This is a genomic window from Coleofasciculus sp. FACHB-1120, from assembly GCF_014698845.1.
GTDB lineage: Bacteria > Cyanobacteriota > Cyanobacteriia > Cyanobacteriales > FACHB-T130 > FACHB-T130.
This window is the reverse complement of sequence record NZ_JACJTV010000043.1, coordinates 1-24,392: the sequence shown is the minus strand read 5'-3', so window position 1 is coordinate 24,392 and position 24,392 is coordinate 1. Positions and strand designations below refer to the sequence as shown.

The 24,392-nt window shown below is 45.1% G+C and carries 20 protein-coding genes and 1 riboswitch; of the genes, 16 read left to right on the top strand and 4 right to left on the bottom strand.

From position 1 onward, the window contains the following. Positions 1-371: 371 nt before the first annotated feature. From H6H02_RS24185 to pth, 4 genes are all read left to right on the top strand, one after another. Positions 372-2,039, top strand: coding sequence for an HD family phosphohydrolase (locus H6H02_RS24185; protein WP_190822610.1), 1,668 nt, complete (start codon positions 372-374; stop codon positions 2,037-2,039). 530 nt (positions 2,040-2,569) lie between these two features. Continuing rightward, the gene (locus H6H02_RS24180) at positions 2,570-2,794 is read left to right on the top strand and encodes a DUF2811 domain-containing protein (protein ID WP_190822608.1); all 225 of its coding nucleotides are present in this window, start codon (positions 2,570-2,572) and stop codon (positions 2,792-2,794) included. A gap of 68 nt (positions 2,795-2,862) precedes the next feature. Further along, positions 2,863-3,450, top strand: a complete 588-nt coding sequence (hemJ, locus tag H6H02_RS24175; RefSeq protein ID WP_190822606.1) for a protoporphyrinogen oxidase HemJ — start codon at positions 2,863-2,865, stop codon at positions 3,448-3,450. Positions 3,451-3,518: 68 nt separating this feature from the next. Beyond that, the gene (gene pth, locus H6H02_RS24170) at positions 3,519-4,181 is read left to right on the top strand and encodes an aminoacyl-tRNA hydrolase (protein ID WP_242040853.1); all 663 of its coding nucleotides are present in this window, start codon (positions 3,519-3,521) and stop codon (positions 4,179-4,181) included. Positions 4,182-4,222: 41 nt separating this feature from the next. On the opposite strand, the gene rpsU is transcribed toward pth, so the two are convergent. From rpsU to H6H02_RS24150, 4 genes are all read right to left on the bottom strand, one after another. Beyond that, positions 4,223-4,405, bottom strand: coding sequence for a 30S ribosomal protein S21 (rpsU, locus tag H6H02_RS24165; protein ID WP_190411722.1), 183 nt, complete (start codon positions 4,403-4,405; stop codon positions 4,223-4,225). 142 nt (positions 4,406-4,547) lie between these two features. After that, positions 4,548-4,808: a hypothetical protein gene (locus tag H6H02_RS24160; protein ID WP_190822605.1), complete on the bottom strand. Its 261-nt coding sequence runs from the start codon at positions 4,806-4,808 to the stop codon at positions 4,548-4,550. Between the two features lie 176 nt (positions 4,809-4,984). Beyond that, on the bottom strand, positions 4,985-5,302 hold the full coding sequence (locus H6H02_RS24155) for an RNA-binding protein (RefSeq protein ID WP_190822603.1): 318 nt from the start codon (positions 5,300-5,302) through the stop codon (positions 4,985-4,987). Positions 5,303-5,661: 359 nt separating this feature from the next. Continuing rightward, complete coding sequence (locus H6H02_RS24150; protein WP_190822601.1) at positions 5,662-6,942, bottom strand: hypothetical protein; 1,281 nt, start codon at positions 6,940-6,942, stop codon at positions 5,662-5,664. Positions 6,943-7,382: 440 nt separating this feature from the next. Here H6H02_RS24150 and murF point away from each other — a divergent pair, with 440 nt between their 5' ends. The 12 genes from murF to H6H02_RS24090 all read left to right on the top strand — a co-directional run bounded on the left by murF (position 7,383) and on the right by H6H02_RS24090 (position 24,187). Then, the gene (gene murF, locus H6H02_RS24145; RefSeq protein WP_190822599.1) at positions 7,383-8,735 is read left to right on the top strand and encodes a UDP-N-acetylmuramoyl-tripeptide--D-alanyl-D-alanine ligase; all 1,353 of its coding nucleotides are present in this window, start codon (positions 7,383-7,385) and stop codon (positions 8,733-8,735) included. A gap of 72 nt (positions 8,736-8,807) precedes the next feature. Continuing rightward, positions 8,808-9,383 (top strand): 3'-5' exonuclease, encoded by a 576-nt coding sequence (locus tag H6H02_RS24140; protein ID WP_190822597.1) that lies wholly within the window; start codon positions 8,808-8,810, stop codon positions 9,381-9,383. Positions 9,384-9,866: 483 nt separating this feature from the next. Then, positions 9,867-10,871 carry a BMP family protein gene (locus tag H6H02_RS24135; protein ID WP_190822595.1) on the top strand — a complete coding sequence of 335 codons (1,005 nt, stop codon included), beginning with the start codon at positions 9,867-9,869 and terminating at the stop codon, positions 10,869-10,871. A gap of 78 nt (positions 10,872-10,949) precedes the next feature. Beyond that, the gene (locus H6H02_RS24130) at positions 10,950-14,537 is read left to right on the top strand and encodes a PAS domain S-box protein (protein ID WP_190822593.1); all 3,588 of its coding nucleotides are present in this window, start codon (positions 10,950-10,952) and stop codon (positions 14,535-14,537) included. Positions 14,538-14,774: 237 nt separating this feature from the next. After that, positions 14,775-17,030 carry a PAS domain S-box protein gene (locus H6H02_RS24125; protein WP_190822591.1) on the top strand — a complete coding sequence of 752 codons (2,256 nt, stop codon included), beginning with the start codon at positions 14,775-14,777 and terminating at the stop codon, positions 17,028-17,030. Between the two features lie 122 nt (positions 17,031-17,152). After that, the gene (locus H6H02_RS24120) at positions 17,153-19,390 is read left to right on the top strand and encodes a DUF4139 domain-containing protein (protein ID WP_190822589.1); all 2,238 of its coding nucleotides are present in this window, start codon (positions 17,153-17,155) and stop codon (positions 19,388-19,390) included. 57 nt (positions 19,391-19,447) lie between these two features. Further along, positions 19,448-20,017, top strand: a complete 570-nt coding sequence (locus H6H02_RS27355; RefSeq protein ID WP_190822587.1) for a DUF6193 family natural product biosynthesis protein — start codon at positions 19,448-19,450, stop codon at positions 20,015-20,017. 364 nt (positions 20,018-20,381) lie between these two features. Continuing rightward, positions 20,382-20,528, top strand: a riboswitch (cobalamin riboswitch). A 57-nt stretch (positions 20,529-20,585) separates the two neighbouring features. Then, a complete protein-coding gene (locus H6H02_RS24110) occupies positions 20,586-21,119 on the top strand; it encodes a hypothetical protein (protein ID WP_190822585.1) in 534 nt (177 codons plus the stop codon). Positions 21,120-21,336: 217 nt separating this feature from the next. Continuing rightward, positions 21,337-22,467 (top strand): fatty acid desaturase, encoded by a 1,131-nt coding sequence (locus H6H02_RS24105; RefSeq protein ID WP_190822583.1) that lies wholly within the window; start codon positions 21,337-21,339, stop codon positions 22,465-22,467. A 35-nt stretch (positions 22,468-22,502) separates the two neighbouring features. Beyond that, entirely contained in the window at positions 22,503-23,489 is a 987-nt protein-coding gene (locus H6H02_RS24100) for a methyltransferase domain-containing protein (protein ID WP_190822581.1), read from the top strand. A gap of 25 nt (positions 23,490-23,514) precedes the next feature. Further along, on the top strand, positions 23,515-23,724 hold the full coding sequence (locus tag H6H02_RS24095; protein WP_190822579.1) for a hypothetical protein: 210 nt from the start codon (positions 23,515-23,517) through the stop codon (positions 23,722-23,724). Further along, positions 23,708-24,187: a hypothetical protein gene (locus H6H02_RS24090; protein ID WP_190822577.1), complete on the top strand. Its 480-nt coding sequence runs from the start codon at positions 23,708-23,710 to the stop codon at positions 24,185-24,187. Before H6H02_RS24095 ends, H6H02_RS24090 begins: the two co-directional genes overlap by 17 nt. Positions 24,188-24,392: the final 205 nt, after the last annotated feature.

Sequence of the window (24,392 nt, the reverse complement as noted above, 5' to 3'; positions counted from 1 at the left end):
TAAATATAAATTATGAAGAATCCATGAAGTCTGCGAGAAGGTTGACAGCTTAAAAAGACGGTATTTAGCCTTACCAACAGCCTTGTCAGTAACTTTCAAGACAAACTATACTTCTGAGTTCGTCGCAAATCTTGCTAACTTTATCTTTTCTTTAAAATCTATATTTTGAGCTGAGTAGAAATAGCAGATGATAGTGATAGAGAGGTTCGCTCCAAAAACTAGAGTTGAGATACTCCTAGTTGAGCGAGGGGCATTACCGGCGGCAAAGATAAACCCGGTATTCCTGCTCTGTGGTGCCTGAGTTGCTTTTTTGGAAACCTATATTTAAGCAGCCACCATCCAGCTTACGTGTAATCAAACGGTGCATACTTATGACTGTCTCCCCTTGCCAGATAATCACAGCGAAGAGCCAAGTGTGGCTTCCGGACATCAAAGAGCCAGCAGAACTTATTGAGCAACTTTTGGCAATCGGGACAGCGCTTTCGAGCAGTCATAATTTAAAAGAATTACTGAATCTGATTTTATCGAAGAGTCGGGAAATTACTTGTAGCGATGCGGGGAGTGTTTATTTAGTAGAGCGAAGTAGTGGCACTCCCAAGTTGGTGTTTAAGGTCGCGCAAAATGATTCTCAATGCAGCGATTCCTTTCGAGAGTTTTCGATGCCATTGACTCCGAAAAGTCTGGCAGGGTATGTGGCGCTGACAGGTGAAAGCCTAAATTTGCCAGATGCTTATAATTTACCCCTGGATGTTCCCTACCAGTTGGATCGCAGTTTTGACAGCTCGATTCCTTACCATACTCGCTCCGTCTTAGTGCTACCCATGCAAGACGGTGAAGGGGAAATTATTGGGGTGCTTCAGCTAATTAATCGCAAGGTGAGTCGTGATGCAATCATCGCGCCTGAGAATGTGCTGGATGTTACCCAGCCTTATTCTGCTTGGGAAGAGCGAGTTGTGCGATCGCTGGCTTCTCAGGCGGCGATCTCGATCGAACGCAATCAGCTACAAGAAAGCATTGAAAATCTATTTGAAGGCTTTGTTAAAGCTTCTGTCCAGATTATTGAAACGCGAGATCCCACAACCTCTGGGCATTCTGAACGAGTTGCCAACTTAGTGGTGCGTCTGTCGCAGGAAGCTAGTACAATTACCACCGGAGCATTGCGGTCGATTTATTTTAACGAACGCCAAATTCAAGAAATTCGCTACGCCGCACTGTTACATGATTTTGGCAAAGTCAGTACACCCGAAGCCATTTTGGGAAAGCAGAAAAAACTCTACCCATCTCAGGTAGAAGTGATTCGTAACCGCTTTGCGGTGGCTCAACGAACTCTGGAAATGGAATGCGCCCAGACTAAATTTAAGTATTTACTGGAGCATCCCAGCCACCAACATAAAGATTCCCAAGTCGTCTGTTCCCATTGCCAGCAGCTACAACAATTAGATAGCCAATTAGAGGATGCGATCGCTCAACTCAATGAATATTGGCATCTTCTACTAGAGGCGAACGAACCCCACATTCTCGCCCAAGAGCTTCCAGAAAGACTCCAAGAGATATCTAGCTACACGTATCAAGATGTGGATGGGCAGATCAAGCCTCTCCTCTCACCGACAGAGATGGCTCAGCTGATGGTGCCACAAGGCAACCTGACAAACGAAGAGCGTTTAATCATCCAAGCGCACGTCACCCACACCTTTGAATTTCTCAACCGACTACCCTGGACGAAACACCTCAAAGATGTTCCCGTGATTGCCGCAGGGCATCACGAAAAACTCGATGGTAGTGGCTACCCTCAAGGCTTGAAACAGGAAGCCATTCCTATTCAGTCTCAAATCTTGACAATTGCGGATATTTATGACGCTCTGACTGCAAGCGATCGCCCCTATAAGCGCCGCTTGCCCGTAGAAACCGCCCTGAAAATCCTCAAAGCAGAAGCCGCCAAAAACAAAATCAACAGCGACCTCGTGACCCTATTTGAGCAACGCCAAGTCTTTGCTGCTTTAGGACATTCCCTCTCAGTTCCAGCTCATTCAGCCGACTGAGTCCGTAGGAGAGCCATTTAGAAGGTTAAAAGGTTGGAATCGGGTTAAAACGTTTAATTTTAACCTGCCAAGGTTTTAAAATATCAAAATTTCAACCCATAACTGAATATTCGCTGTTAGCGACTAGCACTTTGCAATTCTTATCTTTCACCCAACTTTTCCCCACCGATTCCCCAGCCTTTCCACAAAGGCGTTCAACTTTTTCCACAGGTTCTTTGACCTTTTCCACAGGGTTGAACACTCAGATCGGGTTTTGCTGTTCTATTGGGGATTTTCTAAAAGACAGTGGCTCCGTCGAGGGCAACCGAGTTTTTGTAAAGACAAGTAACAGAAATATGCCTAAAAAGCTGATTACCTCGTGAATATTTTTTAGAGAGACACCCGCTTGTAATATTTCGCAGCATTGACAACCCCACCCCCTCTCAGCAGACAATGATGCGACGGTCAGTGTGATTGGCAACTGTAAAACTGGCTCTTGTAAGGGCATGGGGCTGTTGCGCCCCTACCCATAGACAACGCAAAGGAATTCTATGAACACAAATATCAGTATCTTGGCAGAAATTCCCGAAGACCTACACGAATCTCTCAAAAATTACCTAGAAACTCATCCCGATTGGGATCAAGACCGGGTATTTGCCGCAGCGCTGTCGCTGTTCTTGCTGCAAAATGGTAATGGCAGCACCCCAGAAGCTTCGCGGAGTTATCGCAAAGCAGCACGGGTCTATCTGGAAACTCTCTTCCAGCACTCAGTTTGAGAAATTGCTCTGCTACCCTTACAAAAACTTGTTGATCTTACAGAGTTTGACTGTAGAGGACACGATTGATGGCTTATTCCTGGTTTAAGGCTTTTCACATTGTCGGCTTTGTGGTTTGGTTTGCAGGCTTGTTCTACCTGGTACGTTTATTTATCTATCACGTAGAGGCTTCAGAGCAGCCAGAACCTGCCCAAACGATTCTGAAGAATCAGTATCAGATTATGGAAAAACGCCTTTATAGCATCATCACGACACCGGGCATGATTGTGACGGTAGCGATGGCAATTGGTCTGGTCAGTACTGAGACTGAAGTGCTACAAGAGAGTTGGTTGCATATCAAACTCAGTCTGGTAGCTGTTTTGATTGGCTACCATCATTACTGTGGTCGTCTCATCAAACAGTTAGCCGAAGACCGATGCACCTGGAATAGTCAGCAGTTACGCGCTTTGAATGAAGCGCCGACGTTACTTTTAGTGGTGATTGTTTTGCTAGCTGTGTTTAAGAATAGCCTACCTACAGACATTACCACTTGGCTCGTTGTTGGGCTGATTGTGACGATGGCAGCGACCATTCAGCTTTATGCGAAAAAGCGTAAGCGCGACCAAGAAAAACTCATAGCTTCTGTTCCCCAAGAAGAGGCTCAACAAGTAATCTGACGAAGTTAGCGATCACTTCTTAATTTGCTTGACCCAGGTTAGTGGTTAGTAATAATCGACAATTGATCATGGACAATCAAAAAATGACCACTGACAACGGAAAGGCAACATCTACTTTAGTGATTCCCCAGCTAATCGTTGGTTTGGGGAATCCAGAACCCAAATACGAAAAGACGCGACACAACATCGGGTTTGAAGTGATTGATGCCTTAGCGCGTTCCTGGCAAATTTCCAAGAGTGAAAATCGCAAGTTCCAGGGGGAGTTTGGGGAGGGACGCGGACTACACGGAGACAAGGTGCGGTTGCTCAAACCCCTTACTTATATGAATCTCTCCGGACAGGCGATTCGCGCGGTGACGGATTGGTATAAACTGCCGCCAGAGTCTGTCCTAGTAATTTATGACGATATGGATTTGCCGCTAGGAAAGATTCGCTTGCGTCTTTCTGGTTCGGCTGGGGGACATAATGGGATGAAGTCTGCGATCGCTCATCTCGGTACTCAAAATTTCCCTCGATTGCGGATTGGCATCGGCAAAACCAAAGTAGAACAGGACACGGTTTCCCACGTCTTAGGTCGGTTTTCCCCTGATGAAAGTAAAGCTTTGGCTGATGTCATGCAACTCGTGGTTGAAGCGGTCGAGTTGAGCCTCAAACAAGGGTTTGAGAAATCTATGAGTCTTTACAATAGCCGTAGTGTTATGGCAAATAAAGAATCTAAGGAAGCGCCCTAGCTGATGCTGTAGTGGTAGCACGCCAGGGCAACTCACTTTTGTTACCCAAAACGTCTTTTCTTGCGGCGGGCGGCAGTTGCCTTACGCTTGCGCTTCTCTATGGGAGTTTCAAAATGCCGCCGATATCTAAAATCTGCTAAGATTCCAGCCTTGGATACTTGCCGCTTGAAACGGCGCAAAGCTGATTCTATTCCCTCATTTTCGCCTAAAACCACTTGGGTCATTCTTGATGATTCCTCTGTATAGGTGATTAAGTTGCTTTTCGGGTGTGAACTTAATCCACGATCGATGGCTTCGCTTGAGCGATCGCAGCTTTCATTCATTCCTCCTGCGATGGGAGTAGGGGCAAGGATTATGCCCATGCCCTTACTTCCCTTCTCGGTGTACTTTCGGGTAAAGACTTGGCTGCCCAGTCTCTATTGCCCTACCTAACTCCAGACCATTTGCGTACAGGAGTTGTACAGACTTAATATCGCTGCTGTACAAAGCTTTTTGCTGATTGTTTTTCCCGACGAGTGCGATTAGCCTACCAGCGTACTCAGTCTTGGACTTCCAGGAGCAGCCCCATCTTATACAGTCGCTCTGAGTACCTGAGATGACTCCAGCCAAACGACGAGTGAGCAGCATACTTGAGCCGCCCTAAGTATTGATTGTACCATGAGGAACCTAGCATCTTACGACTAACCTAATCTGGTGTAGTCGTAAGATGCTGGGCGCATTTTTACTCAATTTTGACCCACTAACACTGCTAGTCTCTAACCGAAATCAAGCAGAGAATTACATGCCATGATTAAGCCCCTAGCTTAATAGCGTCGGGAAGAAAAGTTTCCTCCTCCCTGGCCATCCCGGCCTCCCGGACTGCGACCTCCACCCCTATCTTCACGGGGTTTGGCTTTATTAACTTTGAGGGTGCGACCCATCCACTCTGCTCCATCGAGGGCTTCAATCGCCGCTTCTTCTTCAGCATCCGTTCCCATTTCCACAAATCCAAAGCCACGCATACGCCCCGTTTCTCGATCTGTAGGCAGCTGAACTCGTTTAACAGTTCCGTACTCTGTAAAGACAGAGGTAAGATCGTCTTGCGTAACTTCGTAGGATAGGTTTCCTACATATATCGACACGGAAATATCTCCACCATTCAATATTTTCAAGCTTCAGTTTCGGAGAGCGATTTGCCTACACAGCAGCATAGATAAACTTGCTGCGCGAGTAACCAAGCTGACAGCCGATTCTGATTCACGAGCAAGATTTTAGCATAAAATTTATTTTCTGAATCTAACCAGTCCTAACTTTTCACCAAGCCGGTGAACAAGATTGTGGAAAAACTATTTTTTACCCATAGAGACGACACCTCAGCTACCCTCAAGCCCCCTTAATGGGGGCAATAGACCGATGAAGTGTAGCAGTAACAGAAAAAGAAAAACTAGAAAAGCAAAAAATAATGCCTCTTGCCTTCCTTGGGGCAATTAATGACAATTCCTTATAAAATTTGGCTCAAGCAGGAAACATCAGCATCCCCAAAATGTAGGCTTAAAGCTACATTCAGATTTTCGAGAGATTTGATTAACCACGGCACACCATCTCTGGCATAAGTCTCGTAGTGGTTAAACAGAATTGAAAATCGCTTCTCTAAGTACGGCTTGACCTTGCGGCACAGCAGCACTATTTTCAAGAGTAAGCCGGTTGTGAATGTCGCCCCCAGGTTCGTAATCAGGTCAACGAAGACGTAGTGATTCGGTCGCTGTGGACTTTCTACCACTAAGAAGTTCAATAATTGACTACAAGTTCGGACAATCAGGAATTCACTAGGTCTTTGGGAATCGCTATTCGGGAGAGTGTTCTTGAGCTGGGAATACAAGCGCTCGTTAAACTGACGTTTACCAAATTCTGGGTCAATGGAAGCAGTCAGGTATTCGTATAAATCCCATTTAAAAGCTCTGTAGGACGGCGTTTGGCTCGTATGGGTGAGGAAGCGCTGAGATAGATCCCGGTAGGTATGGGAGCCTTCTACTTTGCCGTAAAATTGTTTGAGAGCAACACCCAGTTCGCGATCGCTCAATAACGTTGGATTCGTCACTGGCTGGATAATTCGTTCCCGTAGGTCGGGACAAGCCTGACGAGACATTTGGGCACGCCGTACTTGGTAAGTCACGTACTGAGACAAATCAACTTCAAATCCCCGCTGAATTCGGGATTGAATTTGCCGAACCGTTTGCTGATGCTCGTAAGAACTATCTTCACTCAACAGGCAATGTTCATATAGGTAAGGATACCGACGAATTAAGCTTCCCAAAGGCTTAGAGCCATTGCCAGTTGCCTCTGCGGCTTGACTCATCACCTGAGCTAGCCGTCGCAGCGTCAGATATTGCTCTGTCTGGTTGAAAAGCCTCACCAGTTCTCGCAAGCGTCTAGCTCCGCGAGAGCGAACCGTCCCCATGACCGGGGGGGTCTGGAATATGTCTACCAAATCCGGGATAGACGCTTGGAGATGGGGGTGCATCTGCCAGCGATTGATCAAAATATGGCAGCACCGATTAAGAATAAACCGGAATTCCTGCTCAGCCTGCTTGGAAGTCGTAATTCTTTCCAGAGCCATCCAGATTTTTGGCTCCGAGTATCCCGACCCATCCATGAACAGCTGACGAAATCGCTCAATCATTCGACTGGGTGATTCATGTTGAACCCAGTAGAGCAAATGATCGTAAATCTGCTGCTCTTCAGTTCCAGTATGCCGATGATAACAGTCTGTCCAGGTTGTCACGTCAATGCCCCCCTACGTAAGCACGCTAGGGCTGAGTTTATATCAGTTCGGTGGATTCGGTTTATTTCTATTGCAACTATCGTGTAGTAGACGCTTGAACTTTCGATGCACCCATAGATATCACCCTGATCGGGGGAATCTCAACTCTATACTCCTATAATCGGAGATAATCGGAGAAATATTATCCCAAATAGAGCATATCTTGGTTGATTCTTCAAATGGTTCCGCAAATATGCGGCAAAATTGTGAAGTTTCAATGAAGTAAAAATACGGACGCTCTAGAGCATCAATTCTTTCCTTCGCGCATCTACCTCTAAAGTAGTGGGACAAAATAGGGGATTATGTGATGGAAATCACTGCTCAAAATGCATCTTTTGTTCTAACGCTTTGCGTGGTGCATGATAAGGATGAATCTCCTTGAAGTTTGAATATTAAGCCTCATGCCTTGTCACATACTCCTCTCTCAAATAGCCCAAATCATAGCGGCGACACCAATAAATCTGTCTGACGTCGAATTGGCGAGATATGTTGCAGGAATTACAACCGACACACGCAGCCTGAAGCCAGGGGAAATTTTCGTAGCGCTGCGCGGGGACAAGTTTGACGGGCATGAGTTTGTGGAAACGGCTCTCGAAAAAGGAGCGATCGCAGCCATTACCGATCACCCGTTGCCGGGGCCTATCCCGCATTTGTACTTAGAAGATACCTTAAAGGCATATCAGACAATCGCGCATTGGTGGCGCTTGCAGTTCGACATCCCCGTAATCGCGGTAACTGGCTCCGTAGGTAAAACCACTACCAAGGAATTAATCGCAGCAGTTTTGTCAACAAAGGGAGACATTCTTAAAACTCAGGCAAATTACAACAACGAAATCGGTGTTCCCAAAACACTATTAGAACTTTCATCAATGCATAACTATGCTGTGATTGAAATGGCAATGCGTGCTAGGGGTGAGATTGCGCTATTAACACAAATTGCACATCCTTCTGTAGCGGTAATTACGAATGTGGGAACCGCGCATATTGGGCGGCTGGGTTCTGAGGAAGCGATCGCGCAAGCGAAATGCGAATTACTTGCCGAAATGCCTTCCACTAGCATCGCGGTTCTGAATCACGACAACCGCTTGTTAATGGAAACTGCGGCAACAGTTTGGCAAGGGCAAACCATTACCTACGGCTTGGAAGGGGGAGATTTGCGCGGGGAATTGATTGATAACGAGACATTGTGCGTCGAAGGAGTTCATCTGCCGTTACCACTACCGGGGCGTCATAATGCATCTAATTTTCTGGCAGCCTTGGCGGTAGCTAAAGTTCTCCAGGTTGACTGGAAATCGTTAACCGCCGGTTTGTCGGTGAATCTCCCTTCTGGAAGGGCGCAGCGCTACGATTTGCCCAACGATGTTGCCATTTTGGATGAAACTTACAATGCTGGACTAGAGTCAATGCTGGCGGCGCTGCAATTGTTGGCACAAACGCCAGGAAAAAGGCATATTGCGGTTCTGGGGACGATGAAGGAATTGGGAGAGCGATCGCCCCAATTCCACTTTGCAGTTGGAGAAGCGGCGCGGCGGTTGAATCTAGACGCTTTGCTGGTGTTGGTAGATGACAAAGAAGCCGAAGCGATCGCTCTGGGTGCTGCTCCTTTACCCGCTGAGTGCTTTTCGACGCATCAGGCTGTGGTAGAGCGTTTGAAAGAAATGGTGCAAGAAGGCGATCGCATCCTCTTCAAAGCCTCCCATTCAGTAGCCCTAAGCCGAGTTGTCAATCAACTTCGCGCCGAATTGACCAACTAATTATTTCAAATTACCAACACCCGTAGAGGCACCTCTACGGGGTGTCCACACCAAACAAAAAGTCACTCCAAAATGGCTAAGAGATTAGACCAAATCCTTGTGGTTGATATTGAATCAACTTGCTGGGAAGGAAACCCACCCACTGGACAAGAAACCGAAATCATCGAAATGGGGATTTGTCCAATTGATATTGCTACGGGAGAGCGTTTGGAAAAAGAAAGTATCCTCGTAAAACCCGAACGTTCCCGAGTTAGTGAATTTTGCACCAATCTCACCACATTAACCCAAGCACAAGTTAATTTAGGTATTTCTTTTGAATCTGCCTGTTCAATTTTAAAGAAAAAATATTTATCCAAAGATAGAGTTTGGGCAAGCTACGGCGACTACGACCGACGACAATTTGAAAAACAATGTCAATCTTGCCATATCAGTTATCCTTTCGGAACCCGACATATCAATATCAAAACCCTTTTTGGGATTATTCATGCCTTGCCATATGAAATTGGTATGGATATGGCATTAGAATTACTGAATCTTCCCCTTGAAGGAACTCACCATAGAGGCGGAGACGATGCTTGGAATATAGCCGGGATTTTCTCGGAATTGATATTACAAAAAAGAATCAATGTAACGCTAAGTTCAACTTAAAAAAATAAACTTTCACATTCCTGACGCCTGCTAAAACTCTCCTCAATCACATCATTTCCATACATTCTTTTAGTTTAAAGCAGGGCTGATACTGATTTGAAGTTCTTCAAGGCTATTTTTTCGGAATTTGAAAAGTAGTATCACAAATTTAAGTGTTATTAGGATAAATTAGTTGAGATTCCCCGTAAGGCAACAACCTATGAATTAATAGTAAAAATAGCCAAAATAAAATTTAATTAATATTTTATAAACTGCTTTACTTAAAGTTTGTCAATAAAAAAGGCTTCTGAATAGGAGAAACATTTTCCGGAAAAAATGATTTCCTTCTGCACAAGTGTAGCCTAATTGGATGAAAGTAGATAGAATCTAGAAGCAAAATCCTTTTGGTGTCTTAGTAGTCCTGAGTCCTTAGTCAAGAGGTAGTAGGTAATAGGCGGTCATTCTTACCCACTACCCACCACCCATGACCCACTACCACTATCCATGACCAAAAAAACTATTTGCCTAGTTTTAATTTTTTTTCTGGTGGCCTGTGGTGCAACTGGAAGCAAGATTACACCTAAACCTGAGAGTGGAAAAGCCGGGACTTTTAAAGTAGCGATGCTTTTTCCCGGCCCTATAGATGACAAAGGTTGGAATCAATCAGGTTATGAAGGGTTGAAATTAATCGAAAAAGAACTTGGAGCTGAGGTGGCTTATAGTGCTAGCGTTCCTGAAGCCGATGGTGAGAAAACCTTTCGTGAATATGCAAAAAAAAGTTTTGATTTTCTCATCAGTCATGGTGATGAATACCGCGACGCTGCCGAAAGAGTCGCAAAAGATTTTCCCCGCACTAAATTTGCAGTCATGAGTAGTTATGCCGGTAACAATAAAAACGTGGGTGCTTTGGCGTTTCGCAGTGGGGAAGTGGGTTATCTAACTGGGGTTGTTGCTGGACTAAAAACCAAAACCAAAAAAGTTGCCTTTATTGGCGGTCAAGCCTACCCAGTAATGGAAGAAGAGGCTACCTTATTTAAACGGGGTGTCCTGGCAACGAAACTGGACAGTACAGTTTCTATCAAGTGGGTTAACAGTTGGTCAGATGCAGACAAAGCTAGAAAAATTGCCCAGGAGCAAGTTGCGGCGGGAACTGATGTTTTAGTTGTTGATGCCGATAGAGCCAATATAGGTGTTATTAAAGTAGCTGCCCAAAGTAAGGGTGTTTATGTTATCGGCTGGATACATGCCATCAATGGAATTGAAAATCGGCACAAACTGGCTCCAAAAACGATTGTTACCAGCGTTGTCCAGCAGGTGCCAATGTTAATGCTGGAGGGAGCAACCTTGGTACAACAGGGGCGATGGGAAGGCAAACAATACAAGTTTGGGCTGCTAGAGGAAGTTCAAGATTTAGCTCCTTTTTATGGCTCGTTAACTCTAGATCAAGAAGCTTTCGTCGATTCTGTCAAGCAAGATATCATCACTGGCAAAATAGATGTTTCGCCCTAGAGGAAATTTACATTGATTCTCTAGAGGTTTAAAACAATAGGCAATCAGCAGGTGCAAGTTTCTGCGCTAGGAGGCACGATGAACAAAAAAAATCGCAATAGTGCTTCGCATCAAGCTAATACAGGGATGAATTTACCCCTATCTTGGCTTTTTTCAATTGCAAATCAGCTGAGATACGGTCTAGTCTTGCTAGTCGTTTTAACGTTATTGCTCACTTCGGGAATTTTAATCTATCTAAGCTTTCAAGCTCAATTGCAACAAGTAGAAATTGCCCAACAAGAGCGTAGTCATGCGGCTGCTGGGGAAATCAATGCTTACTTGGATGACTTACAGCGGAAACTAAGCTATTTAGCGAGAGTGCCAGGATTGACCGATCTTTCGCCTGAGATTCAAGATAGATTTCTGGAAGCGTTAACCCGCCACAATAGTGCTTATGAAACAGTGGCAGTTTTTAATAATAAGGGTGAAATTGTTTCCTTCTCTTCACCTTATGGTAAGGCAATTTTCTATCAAGAAGAAACTTCTACATCTTTTTTACAAGCTTTTAGACAACAGGAAGATTTTGTCAGTCCCGTTAGAATTGACCCTAAAACTCGCTTGCAGACAGTTATCTTAGCCGTGCCCATTCGCAACCAACAGGATGAAATTAATGGTGTTTTAATGGCTTGGATAAATTTAAAATTTCTCTGGAATGTTCTCTCCCAAACTAGGGTAGGTAAGACGGGTTATGCTTATGCGATAGACAACCGTAATTATTTAATCGCTGAAAAAGGAGAATCTCCTGAAAAGTTTAATCTTAAAGACCTTTCTGGCTACCAATTTATCCAAAAAATAACTAAATTAAATGGTGCAAGACGGCTGACTACTTATCAAGGTTTGCGAGGTGTTGAGGTCGTGGGAGCCATTTCTACTATCCGTAATGGACGCTGGAAGGTAGTGGTAGAACTACCCACCCTTGAAGCCTACGCTCCAGTGCGAAAAATGCTTTTGGTGATGGGTATAGCATTGAGCGGGGCGATACTTGTAGCGACTGAGCTGGGTTGGTTCTTCTCTCGGCAAATTGTATTACCTTTGCAGCGGTTAACAAAAGCAGCAGCCCAAATTAGTGGAGGGAATTTGGATACGCAAGTGACGGTTATACAAGGCAATGAGTTGGGGGTATTGGCGACCACTTTTAATGAAATGACGGCTCAATTGCGGGGGCTAATTAAAGATTTGAGGAAGGAACGAAATTTTGTTTCTGCCATCCTTGATACGGCTGGTGCTTTAGTAGTGGTTCTCGATTCCCAAGGGCGAATCATCCGTTTTAATCGCGCTTGCGAGGAAACAACTCAATACTCATTTGAAGAAGTTAAGGACAAGTATTTCTGGGATTTATTTTTAATTCCGGAAGAAGTGGAACCTGGCAAAAATCTTTTTAAATCTCTCCAATCTGGTGAGTTGCCTAGCACGTATGAAAACTACTGGGTAACGAAAAATGGAAGCCGACGACCGATTGCTTGGTCGAATACAGTTCTCGTTGATACCGATAACTCAGTTAATTACATTATCAGTATTGGGATAGATATCACGGAACGAAAACGAGTGGAAGAGGCACTCACGCGAAGCGAGGAATTATACCGCACGCTTGCAAGAAACTTTCCAAACGGCGCAGTTTTCTTGCTCGATCAAGACCTCCGTTACACGATTGCTGAAGGTGCAGGATTAGCTGCGATTGGTCTTTCTAAAGAGTTGTTAGAAGGAAGGATGCTTTGCGAAACATTACCTTGTGAAACTTGCGAATTGTTAGAGCCGACTTATCGTGCGGCGCTGGCAGGAAAAGCTACTGTAATTGAAGTGCCTTACAACAATTCGCCTGATAGCGATCGCTCCGGTTCACGGATCTATCTTTTGCACGCACTTCCCGTCAAAAATGAAGGCGGAGAAATTTTTGCGGCAATGGTAATGACGCAAGACATTACCGATTGGAAGCAAGCAGAGGAGAAACTACGCCAAGAAAGAGACTTTAACACCACGATTGTTCAAACTTCTCCAGCTTTTTTTGTGGCTATCAATCCGGATGGTACCGTCAGGATGATGAATGACGCAATGCTTCACGCTCTTGGTTATACCTTTGAGGAGGTTTTAGGAACTGATTATCTTTCGACTTTTATTCCCCAAAGCGATCGCGCAATCGTTTCTGAGGTCTTTGAGCGTGTCATCCAACTACAGCAACTGCCTCAGCAAAACAACTACGTTCTTACCAAACAAGGCGAAAAACTGCTAGTAGAATGGCACGGTAGGTCAGTTGCCAAAGAAAATGGGGAACTTGACTTCTTCTTTGGGTTAGGAATTGATATTACCGAGCGCCAGCGTGCAGAAGAGGCGCTGTTACTCTCGGCGGAGCGCGATCGCTTGTCGGGCGCGATGGCACTCCGCATTCGACAATCACTCGATATTCAGCAAATTCTAGATACTACCGTGATAGAAGTCCGAAATTTTCTGTTAGCAGATCGGGTTTTTATCAGTCGTATTTATAGCAATTTTGAGGTAGTTGCGGAATCGGTCGCTCCCCCTTGGCGTCCTGTTTTGGGATGGAGTCCCACAGATGAAGAACATATGCAACAAATCAGAGCGATGTTTGAGAATAAAAGTATCCACGTTGTTAAAGATACTTCTCAAATAGAACTTTCTTCAGCTATTTCTCAAGATTTTTCCAATTATCATATCAAAGCTTATCTGGCTGTACCAATTCTTCTGAATGACGAGGCGTGGGGAATCTTAATGGTCGATCAATGTACAAACCCGCGTGACTGGAAGCAATTGGAAATTGATTTGCTTTCATCACTGTCAACTCAAGTGACAATCGCCATTCAGCAAGCGAAACTCTATCAACAAGTACAGGATCTAAATGCTAGTTTGGAACGTCAAGTTGAGACGCGCACTGCCCAACTCATTCAAAAAATGGAGGAACTCAAAGAGCTGAACGAACTCAAAGATGAGTTTCTTCATGCAGTTTCTCACGATCTTCGCACGCCAATTATGGGAATGTCTTTGGTAATGAATAACTTGTTAAATAAAGTGGGCGACACGATTCCCATTTCGCGCTCAATTTTAGAGCGGATGATTCAGAGTAGCGATCGCCAACTGGGTTTAATTAACTCTCTCCTCGAAGCGCATTCCAGCGAAGTTCGCGGCGTTGTCCTCCAATATGAGTTTGTAGAACTGAGTACGTTGATTCAAGCGATCGCAGAAGACTTAGAACCGCTGCTATCAAAACATCAAGCGTCGCTGATAAATCGAGTTCCCTACGATTTACCGGGCGTGACAGCCGATCCATTGCAGCTGAGGCGAGTTTTTGAAAATTTGCTCACTAATGCGCTGAACCATAACCCACCCGGACTTCGCATCACCTTGGAAGCCCTTGTAGAAGAAGAGATGATCCATTGCACCGTTGCTGATAACGGCATCGGGATGAATCCAGAAGCGTGCGATCGCCTTTTCGATCGTTATGTCCGAGGCAATCACGCCCGTTCTGCTGGCATCGGTCTAGGGTTATATCTTTGTCGGCAAATCATCACCGCTCATGGAGGACAAATTGGTGCCATTAGCGCCCCCGGAACTGGAGCAACTTTCTGGTTCACATTACCTTTAGCAACCTCACCAGAGGTAGAAAAATCTGGTTAGTTCATCGTCATTATTGCGTTACCACTGACTAATGACCAATCACTAAAAATCACCCAATCGGGTGAGTCACCTGCACGAAGGCGATCGCCAGTGCTTATTGTAACTTGGAATAAGACTGAATAATACTGGAAATAAAGGGTGAGTGCAATGTTGAAAAAGAAATTCTTGGCTCAGGGAACTCAATCACTTGCTTCTCATCAATCAGGTTTTCAACATCATTATATATCCAGGAGGGGCATGGTTTCTGATTTAAATTATTTACAAGCTTTACGGGCTTGCTGTCGAGATGAAGCAGCTTTTGAACAGTTAAAACAGCTACTGAATTTGGAGGAAGAAAGTGTTGAAAAAATAGTCAGCCAGACTCAAACACAAGTTGATGCAGATTTTCAGTCGCCAATTGCCCATTCCTGGGAAAATCTTTTGCCCGCAGAAATTTTACTACCACAAAGCGATCCAAAACTTGAAAAAGTAGCAGCTAACAAGTTGGGAATTATTTTTCAGCTCCTCAATCGCGATGATTCCCGCTGGTTACTATTTGCCCATTCTGGCTGTCAAGAATTTTTAGAATTAGCGCCTTATTCAGCTTATACCAACCTGACTCAATTATGGAGCCTGATCCATCCAGACGAGCGGGAAGCTTATGAACAGTCATTACTGATTTCAGCAGCTAATCTCCAACCTTGGATATGGGAAGGTCGTGTGATTACCAAATCAGGCGAAATAAAGTGGATGCAAACGGCGGCTCGACCTATTTTGCAAGGAAATGACGACATTTATTGGAATGGTTTACTGATAGATATTACCGAGCGCAAGATTCATGATGAGGCACTCTTACTTTCAGAGCAAAAATTTTCTATAGCGTTTCGTTATAGCCCTGATGCTATGAGTATCACAACACTCAATGATGGGCGTTATATTGATGTCAATGATAGCTTTCTCCGCCTTAGCAATTACAAACGAGAAGAAATTATTGGTCGTACCTCAATTGAAATCAATGCTTGGGTGAATCCAGAAGACCGCATGAGAATGCAACAGACTTTGCTGGAACAAGGAGCGATTCGTAATCAGGAATTTGAGTTTCGCAAGAAATCTGGTGAGGTAGGAATCTATTTATTTTCAGCAGAAATTGTCAACATTAATGGTGAATCATACATAGTTTCTGTAAGAAGTGATATTACTGAGCGCAAAGCTGCTGAAAGTTTGGTTAGCGCCGCCGCCGAACGCGATCGCTTGATTTACGAGATTGCTTTGCGAATTAGGCGATCGCTCGATCTGAAGGAAATTCTAAACACTACCGTTGAAGAAGTTAGGCAGTTTTTGCACGCGGATCGCGTCTTTATTAGTTACTTTGATGAAAAGGGGCAAGGCACAGCCGTAGCAGAGTCGGTAGATCCTAATTTTCCGTCAATTTTGGGTTGGGTTACAGAGAATATTGCTTACAAGGAAATTAAACAGATATTTGAACTCGATCGCATCCGAGTTGTCAACGATACAACGAAAGTAGAGAAATCTGCATTTATCGCTGAGTACCACAATCGATATCAAGTTAAAGCGGGCATTGGTGTCCCAATTATGCTAGGAGACAAACTTTATGGCATTTTAATTGCCAATCAATGCTCTGCACCACGGGAGTGGCAGCAGTGTGAAATTGACTTGCTCGCTCAACTGGGAGTACAGGTAGCGATCGCAATTCAGCAATCTTCTCTCTTGCAACAAGTACAAGCGCTGAATGCCAATCTGGAATGCCAAGTAGAAGAACGTACCGCTCTGCTACAGCAGAAAATGCAGGAACTGCAAGAGCTGAATCGGATTAAAGACGTTGTTTTACATACAGTTTCTCACGACCTTCGTACCTCGGTTCAGGGCACTATCATGGTATTAAATAATCTGCTGGGATCGCCAGAAGAAAAAGTGACAGTTCCGCGCTCTCTGATAGAGAGAATGATTCAAGGCAACGAACGCCAACTGAGCATGATTAAATCATTAATCGAAACGAATACCACCGAAAACAAAGGACTCATCCTTCAGCGAGAGTTGGTTCAATTAAATACACTGGTTCCAGCGATTCTCCGAGACTTTAAACCCACGCTAGCGGAAAATCAAGCAACCATCAAAAATATGATGGCGGCAAATTTACCCTTAGTAATGGTCGATCCATATCAGCTTCAGCGGCTTTTTGAAAATGTATTAACCTATGCTTTGAAGCAAAATTCACCTGGGTTGAAGTTGACCTTAAAAGCAAAAGTTGATAAGCAGATGATCCGCTTTACCATCGAAAATAATGGTGTAGACATGGGTCAATTAGAGTGCGATCGCCTATTCAATCTCTTAGTCCGCGATCCTCAAGCTCGCTGCTCGACTAACATCGGGTTAAAATTGTATCTCTGCCGGCAAATTATTACCGCTCACGGTGGAGAAATTGGAGTGACAAGTCGCCCGAATCACGGCTCTACTTTTTGGTTTACACTCCCTTGGACAACAGCGGAAAATTAGAAATCTAAAATCAAAAAGTTTAAAGTATATCTTTTATTTTTAAATTTTTAAGGGAGTTACTTGCGATCGCTTCTTCCCCTGTGCCTTACTGGATCTATAGGCAGTAACTCAGCGCGAATATCATGGCGATGCAAGAACTAGCTTCTCGGATTGACACAGTTAAAGTCTACGCTGGTGGTGCCACTGTAACTCGGATTGCTGAGTTACCGCTGAACGCTGGGGAACTGCCAGAACACGTTGAGATACCGGGATTGCCTCTGGCGCTAGACGATAGCAGCGTCCGGGTGAGGGTTGATGTAGAGACGCAAATCCCGTCTCCCATTGCCTCAGATGTTCGCATTGGTTTAGCCGTTCCTCCACCGCAAGAGACACAAAACCCACCACCTGATGAGGAATTGCGTGCAGCGGCGGCTGAGGTACAACGCATTGAGGACGCGATCGCCCTCATCGAAAATGAGATCGCCATCCTCAATAATCTAAAAATACCCAATCGCCCCGAAGCTGAACCAGGGAAAGCGCCACCGCCTTCGCCAATGAACGCTAGACTTGCCTTGGCAAACTTCAGCGACGAACAAATCCGCGCCCGAATCCAGGAAAAGCGGGAAAATTTGGAAAAATTGCGTCTTGCTCAGGAATATCTTGCCGATTTGCAACACAAGCAGGCGATTGCGTCCACCGCCAGAAATGCTAGACCAAATGAGCTTCGCAAGACGATCATTGTCCGTTTGAGTTATGAAGAGTTAACTCCCTCTACTCCTGTCCTTGTAGGAGAGCAAAGTCAAAATTCCCCTCTTTCTCTTGTTAAAAAGGGGGAAGAGGGGTTAGGTTTTTCACGCTTAGTGATTGAGTATTTCGTCCCCGGTGCGCGTTGGACACCGACTTATGTTTGCCGTCTAAATAGTGCGGAATCTAGTGCCAGCATTACCGTCAGGGCGTTGATTTGTCAGCGCACAGGTGAAGATTGGACGGGGGTAAGATTGGAACTTTCCACTGCTGAACCGATGGGTTGGTGTGAGTTGCCGGAATTGCCCTCATTGCGGCTAGGACGAGTGCAACCAGCAATGAGAAAATCAGGCTGGCGTCGTCCCCCAATTGGTGCAGAGATTCTTTTTGAGGACTACGATGAGCAGGAACAGGCCGCTTTAGCTGCTGTGTCGTCACAAAGCGCGATCGCGAATTTCTTAAACAACGCTCCTTCAGTCCCACCCTTACCCGATCTGATGGCGCAGGAGCGCTCTGAAATGCACCTCAGTTATGGTATGGCGATGGCTATGCCAGCAGCAGCGCCTTGTGCAGACTATGAGGATGTGGAGGCATCACTGGCACCGCAAGTAGAATCCCGTTCCCTAGGAGAGCGACTAGCGACCCACAAAGCATTGAAACGATCGGCAGCTGCCCCACCAGCAGCACCGGAATCTCTCCAGCGTCGAAGGAGGCAGAACCTGGAGGATACTACAGATGAGAATTCTGTAACCGATTTACTTGCATATGGTCTCATGCGAATGGGCGCAGCAAACGATCCAGCGCATCGCGGTAAATTGACAATAGAGCAAAGAGAGGAAATATATCTAGAAATCCTCCAACGGCAGAAAGTTGTTGTCACCTTCAACGTCATTCAGGTAGTGCAAGAGGCTTTTGATAACGCCCAAAAATGCCTGTGGATGATGCTTCCTCCCGGTGGTATCCATGTGCGAGACGTTGCAGGTTCCTTCGACTACGCCTACAGCGCCGATGGACGAATTGATGTCCCCTCTGACGTGCAATTTCACTCCGTCGCGCTAACTAGCAACAGTACAGATATAGATTTGCGTTACATCGTCGTTCCCCGCGAAGATACCAACGTCTTCAGAATTGCCCAACTCCGTAATCCCTTACAAGCACCTTTACTCGCTGGTCCTGCGGATGTCTACGTCGATGGCGAATACATCTTATCTACAAATATTGCCACAGTTCCACCAAAAGCACAGATGGAATTAGGGCTAGGAGTGGAACAAGCCATCAAAGTTTCTCGAAACACCGTTTATGAAGAAGTTCGTTCCGGCGAAACCATCGTCTCATTCAACGAACTGCGCCACAAAATTAAAATCGATATTAACAACTATCTACCAAGAGTTGCCAAAATTGAAGTACGGGAAAGACTCCCCATTCCCCAAGAAGGAGCCAAAGTAGATATCCATTGCGATCGCGTCTCGCCACCTTGGGAAAAATACGAACAACAAGAACGTAACTCCCCCATCAAAGGCGGTTATCGCTGGCAAGTCGAAGTCCCCGCCAAAGAGGAAACCACCCTATCAGTTGATTACATTATTAAAACTTTTGTAGACAGCGAATTGATTGGGGGGAATCGGCGGGAATCGTAATTTTAATCGAAGATTTGGGCTTACTAAATATATAGCCTAAAGAGAGTAAGTTGTACCGTGGAAAAATACAATCGGCGGGAGTTTATTGTGTATGGCTCAGCCACTGTTTGCAGCCTCTTGTTACTGAGCGTTAGCGCTAGCAGCAAGACGCCTCAAGCATCAACCAGTGCCATCTCTACAAAAACATCAACGAATGAGTATGTTGAACATAAATGGCAGGAACTTGAACAGCGGTGGCAAGAGATTTTGCAAAAACACGAGCAGCGCTGGCAATATACAGAGCAAACCTGGGAAAACAATCAAATGCCACCCATCATCCGAACCCGCATGGTTGAGTCACACCGTTCTGTGTACGATTTAGTTAATCTTATTCAAACTGCCAGAAAACACTCAGTGCTGGGTCAACTTTATCCGTATACCAGCCATTATTGTCTAGGTTTCAGCAGATATACTGAAGCGCCATTTTGGTATGATTGCCCTGCTGCTGTACCCACCGGAAAGGGGCAGTATGAAGTATTGGCTCCTAGTAATTATCAACAGATTATTGCAGTTGTTAATGATGTACCAACAGCAATTAGTTTTATAGTTAAAAATTTGCCGGTTGAATATTTTAATTTATCTACTTGAATGCGAAATTAATACGAAATTTAACTGATATCAAATCAGATTAATTATTCAGAATTGGTGTCGCCTTAATTTGGATTAGGAGCAATTACCTGCCTCTTGAGAAGCGTTTCTTTTATCTACTCGACAAAAATCTTCAATAAAATCTACACAAGCTGAGGCTGTTTAACATCGTTCCATAAGTTCCAGTCATGCTGGAGCAAAAGGTAAATATTTAAGAGATCGCCTTCTGTCGGTTGAGGAGTCCCAAGCTGGGAAAGCCTACGTTACGGCTGCTTGAAGTCAACCCATGTTAGCGATTCATCCACATTTTCCGTCCCTCATCCATAGAACCGTCATGATTTTGCGGCTCTTCTCAGGTCATGCTACTCTTTAATGAGATATCGGTTCTGATGGGGAGCAGCCATCAAACGCAAGGGGGAAAGTCCAGTGTAAATCTGGCGCTGTCCCGCAACTGTAATGAAAGCAGTTCGCTTTCTGAGTCAGAATGCCCGCCGATCGTTGTTCATACTTACTTCTATCTGCGAGGTACAGATAATGTCTAAAAGCTTTTTTCGCGTTGGATTGGGAAGTGGGGTGTCAAGCTGTAGCCGCGAGCAAGCAGTGGCAATATTGCTTGCTTGCCATTGGTAGTGCAAGTTGTCTCATCTCTCCTCATGCACCGTTGGTTAGTTTGGCAACAGTGGCGGGAATTACCCTTAGCCGGAGACAAGCGGTTGTTTCTGCTTTGTTAATCTGGTGGGTTAACCAATTTTACGGTTTCACCATTCGGAACTATCCTCTGAATGCGATCGCGCTTTTGTGGGGCGTATCGATGGGAATGGGGACTATTGCAGTTGCCTTGATCGCCTCAATACAGCCGAAGTTTAGCCACCGCAGTTGGCTAGGACAAAGCCTATGGCTGGGAATGGCGCTGTTGCTGGGTTTTACCGTATATCAAAGCGGCACTCTGCTGGTCAATCAATGGGTGGAAATGCACGGTTTAACGGCTGAGGTGTTCCTAAGGATTTTTGGGCGAGAAGTGGTTTGGGCGATCGCGCTTTTTGCTCTCTACACAGTCTTTGTACTGAACCATCAGCGCCATCAGCGGCGTACTCTCCGCTGATGGCGCTGACTGCTCATTCAGGTGGAGAAACCCAGCACATCATCAATTGCTCATTAAACGTGTAGCCATCTGATTTGAATTCGTCATCTGATTTAAATCATTTGCCTCGCAACGTTGCACGAACGGCAGCCTCTCGTCCTTAGGGAATTTCCGTAGGGACTTGAGGAATCGGTTTGACTGATTGTTTCAAAGTTGTTCACAAAAGCGCATTTACTAAATGGAAACCACGATTAAAAAGTCAGATTTTGTCCTTACTCCCTACATGAAGAGTAACGACTTACGAGCAACTTATCAAATCCTCAATACAGTTGTTCCTTATGTTCTTTTATGGGTTTTAGCTGTCAAAGCCACTGCTATTTCCTTATGGTTACTACCACCTATTATCGTTCTGATCGTTCTCTTTTCACTCCGCTGTTTTTCTTTGATGCATGATTGCGGACATTATTCACTTTTTCGCTCAAAACGGGTCAATCGGGTCATTGGTTTTGTGTTGGGTGTGATTAACGCCATGCCTCAGTACGGTTGGTCAAGAGACCATTCCTACCATCACAAAACCAACGGGAATTGGGAGCAGTACCGTGGTGTTGCGGATTTTCTCTCTACAGAAGAGTTTTCTAAACTCAATTCATTTGACCAAAGACTCTATGAATTACTGCGACATCCCTTAATGGCTTTCCCTGGAGGCTTTTTCTACCTCGCGATTAAGCCCAGACTTGCCCTAATCGCTGGGGCTTATGATTTCATGAGTCATTTGTTGACTTGCTGGCGAACAAAGCCTGGTATGGGTTTACCGGAAATCTTCTCTTCACATAAGTCTAAGCACTGGTATACAGCGACTGAGTTCTGGGATCTACTCTTCAATAATATTTGTGTAATCGGCGGCTGCATTTTTCTGGGCTATCTACTTGGTTTTCGGTTCTTTTTTAGCGTTTATGCGATCGCGCTAACGCTTTCGGCGGCAATCTTCATCTGGGTCTTCTTTGTGCAGCACATTTTTGATGGCGCTTATGCTCACAAGACAGAAGGTTGGGACTATTTGCTAGGAGCGATTGAGGGCAGCAGTTATCTAGAGTTGCCGACAATTCTGAAGTGGTTTACCGCAGACATCGGCTACCATAACATTCATCATCTTTCTGAACGAATCCCTAATTACAATCTCAAAGCTTGTCATCATGAAAATATTCACCTCCTCTCAAAAGCAAAAACGATTCGGCTCGGCGATATGGTTGGTTGCTCCAAATTTATCCTGTGGGATTCTGCCACCAATTACCTTGTCTCGATTGCATCCTTTCGTCAAGCAAGCCAATCCATCGCTTTAGAGACAGAACTGAGAGGGGGAAAACGATGATCAAAGATGATCAAAAATGTTGAGGCTTAATTCTGATGAATTCAATTTTTCTACTTGGTATTCCCCTTACACTGCTGATCGTAGGGTTTGCATTCTATCTTCTCACTGCTCGTCGGTATCAATCTGCTGATTCTGTGGCTCAGTCCTACGATCAATGGACAGAAGACGGCATTTTAGAGTTTTATTGGGGCGAACACATTCATCTGGGACACTATGGCTCTCCTCCACAGCGTAAGGATTTTCTCAAAGCAAAGGAAGACTTTATCCATGAAATGGTGCGTTGGGGTGGTTTAGATCGGCGACCTGCTGGCACTACTGTCTTAGATGTGGGCTGTGGGATTGGTGGTAGTAGCCGCATTCTGGCAAAGGACTATAAGTTTGATGTCACCGGAATTACCATCAGCCCTCAACAGGTCAAACGCGCCCAGGAACTTACTCCCAAAGACCTGAATGTGCAGTTTCAAGTTGATGATGCGATGGCACTGTCGTTCCCAGATGCCAGTTTTGATGTTGTCTGGTCAATCGAAGCGGGTCCCCATATGCCCGACAAAGCGGTTTTTGCTAAAGAGTTAATGCGGGTAATCAAACCCGGTGGCGTGCTAGTGGTTGCTGACTGGAATCAGCGAGACGACCGACAAAAGCCGCTGAATTTTTGGGAAAAACCCGTAATGCAGCAACTGCTCGATCAGTGGTCACATCCCGCATTTGCCAGCATTGAAGGGTTTACCGAGCTTTTAGAGGCAACAGGATTCGTTGAGGGAGACGCGATCGCCGCAGACTGGACAGAACAGACTCTACCATCCTGGCTCGATACGATTTGGCAGGGTATCGTTCACCCACAGGGATGGATGAAGTACGGAGTTTCTGGCTTCATCAAGTCTGTGCGAGAAGTTCCCACGATTTTGCTGATGCGGCTGGCATTTGGCACCGGACTTTGCCGATTTGGGATGTTTCGTGCAGTCCGAAGGCACTCATTATCACCATTGACAGAAACTACACTTACCGAAGTTACCCAAGGTTAATTTTTGACATTTTAGAAAGGAAACAATGAGTATTTTAACTGCAACGCTGGGATACCCCCAGATTGCTAAACATCGGATTGGTAAACACCGGATTGATAAACATCGGATTGATAAACATCGGATTGGTAAAAAGGCGTTGGAAGCCTTTTGCTGGGAAGAAGTGATTCCTGCCTTAAAGCACAGGGTAGAAGCAGCAAAGGTACTTCGGGAGGAAGCTGATGCGACTATCCAATGATCTCTGGCAAGGATACTCTGGCTATTGGCAGAACCGATTTATTCATCAAAATATTTTGCTCCTTGGATATACTGCCTGGATGGGCTACAAGAATGAGGGACGAGGAATGGTGGTTTGTGATGTTGTGGATGCTATTCCTCCCACCATTGATTGGAGCCTCGATACTGTAACCTTCGATCGAGCATTCATCCCTGAAGCACAGGTAGCAGAGTATCTGCACAAATATCTGCACGCGCTCAAACAATCGCCAGAGGCAGTCACCCCGTTATTAAGAGCGATCGCTACCTATGACCCGACTCAGGCGATCGTGGTTCTGGTCATCGGCAACGGCGCAATCAATATCAATCTACTGCAAAACCTGGCAATTTCCCCCTCCGACTGTTACGAGCAGGTGCAACGACGCTGGGCAGAATTTCAACCCCAAGGAACCCAATTAAGTCATGAAAAAGTACAGGAAAACTAATGCAATTTGAACGCATTGCTTGAACACATTGCTTGAACACATTGATGAACTGATACAGCAATGTTTTGAGGCAAGAGATGCAGCATGATTAACATTTCGGCGTTGCAGAATAGAAGTATGAATTGAGGTTGTTCTTGATGCAATGTCCTGAGTGTGGTTCCACTCATATCCGTAAGAATGGGAAAAAGCGAGGTAAACAGAATCA

Coding starts and splice junctions, on each gene's coding strand:
- H6H02_RS24185 (WP_190822610.1), top strand. CDS start 372: ATGACTGTCTCCCCTTGCCAGATAATCACAGCGAAGAGCCAAGTGTGG.
- H6H02_RS24180 (WP_190822608.1), top strand. CDS start 2,570: ATGAACACAAATATCAGTATCTTGGCAGAAATTCCCGAAGACCTACAC.
- hemJ (WP_190822606.1), top strand. CDS start 2,863: ATGGCTTATTCCTGGTTTAAGGCTTTTCACATTGTCGGCTTTGTGGTT.
- pth (WP_242040853.1), top strand. CDS start 3,519: ATGGACAATCAAAAAATGACCACTGACAACGGAAAGGCAACATCTACT.
- rpsU (WP_190411722.1), bottom strand. CDS start 4,405: ATGACCCAAGTGGTTTTAGGCGAAAATGAGGGAATAGAATCAGCTTTG.
- H6H02_RS24160 (WP_190822605.1), bottom strand. CDS start 4,808: ATGCTGCTCACTCGTCGTTTGGCTGGAGTCATCTCAGGTACTCAGAGC.
- murF (WP_190822599.1), top strand. CDS start 7,383: ATGCCTTGTCACATACTCCTCTCTCAAATAGCCCAAATCATAGCGGCG.
- H6H02_RS24140 (WP_190822597.1), top strand. CDS start 8,808: ATGGCTAAGAGATTAGACCAAATCCTTGTGGTTGATATTGAATCAACT.
- H6H02_RS24135 (WP_190822595.1), top strand. CDS start 9,867: ATGACCAAAAAAACTATTTGCCTAGTTTTAATTTTTTTTCTGGTGGCC.
- H6H02_RS24130 (WP_190822593.1), top strand. CDS start 10,950: ATGAACAAAAAAAATCGCAATAGTGCTTCGCATCAAGCTAATACAGGG.
- H6H02_RS24125 (WP_190822591.1), top strand. CDS start 14,775: ATGGTTTCTGATTTAAATTATTTACAAGCTTTACGGGCTTGCTGTCGA.
- H6H02_RS24120 (WP_190822589.1), top strand. CDS start 17,153: ATGGCGATGCAAGAACTAGCTTCTCGGATTGACACAGTTAAAGTCTAC.
- H6H02_RS24105 (WP_190822583.1), top strand. CDS start 21,337: ATGGAAACCACGATTAAAAAGTCAGATTTTGTCCTTACTCCCTACATG.
- H6H02_RS24100 (WP_190822581.1), top strand. CDS start 22,503: ATGAATTCAATTTTTCTACTTGGTATTCCCCTTACACTGCTGATCGTA.
- H6H02_RS24095 (WP_190822579.1), top strand. CDS start 23,515: ATGAGTATTTTAACTGCAACGCTGGGATACCCCCAGATTGCTAAACAT.
- H6H02_RS24090 (WP_190822577.1), top strand. CDS start 23,708: ATGCGACTATCCAATGATCTCTGGCAAGGATACTCTGGCTATTGGCAG.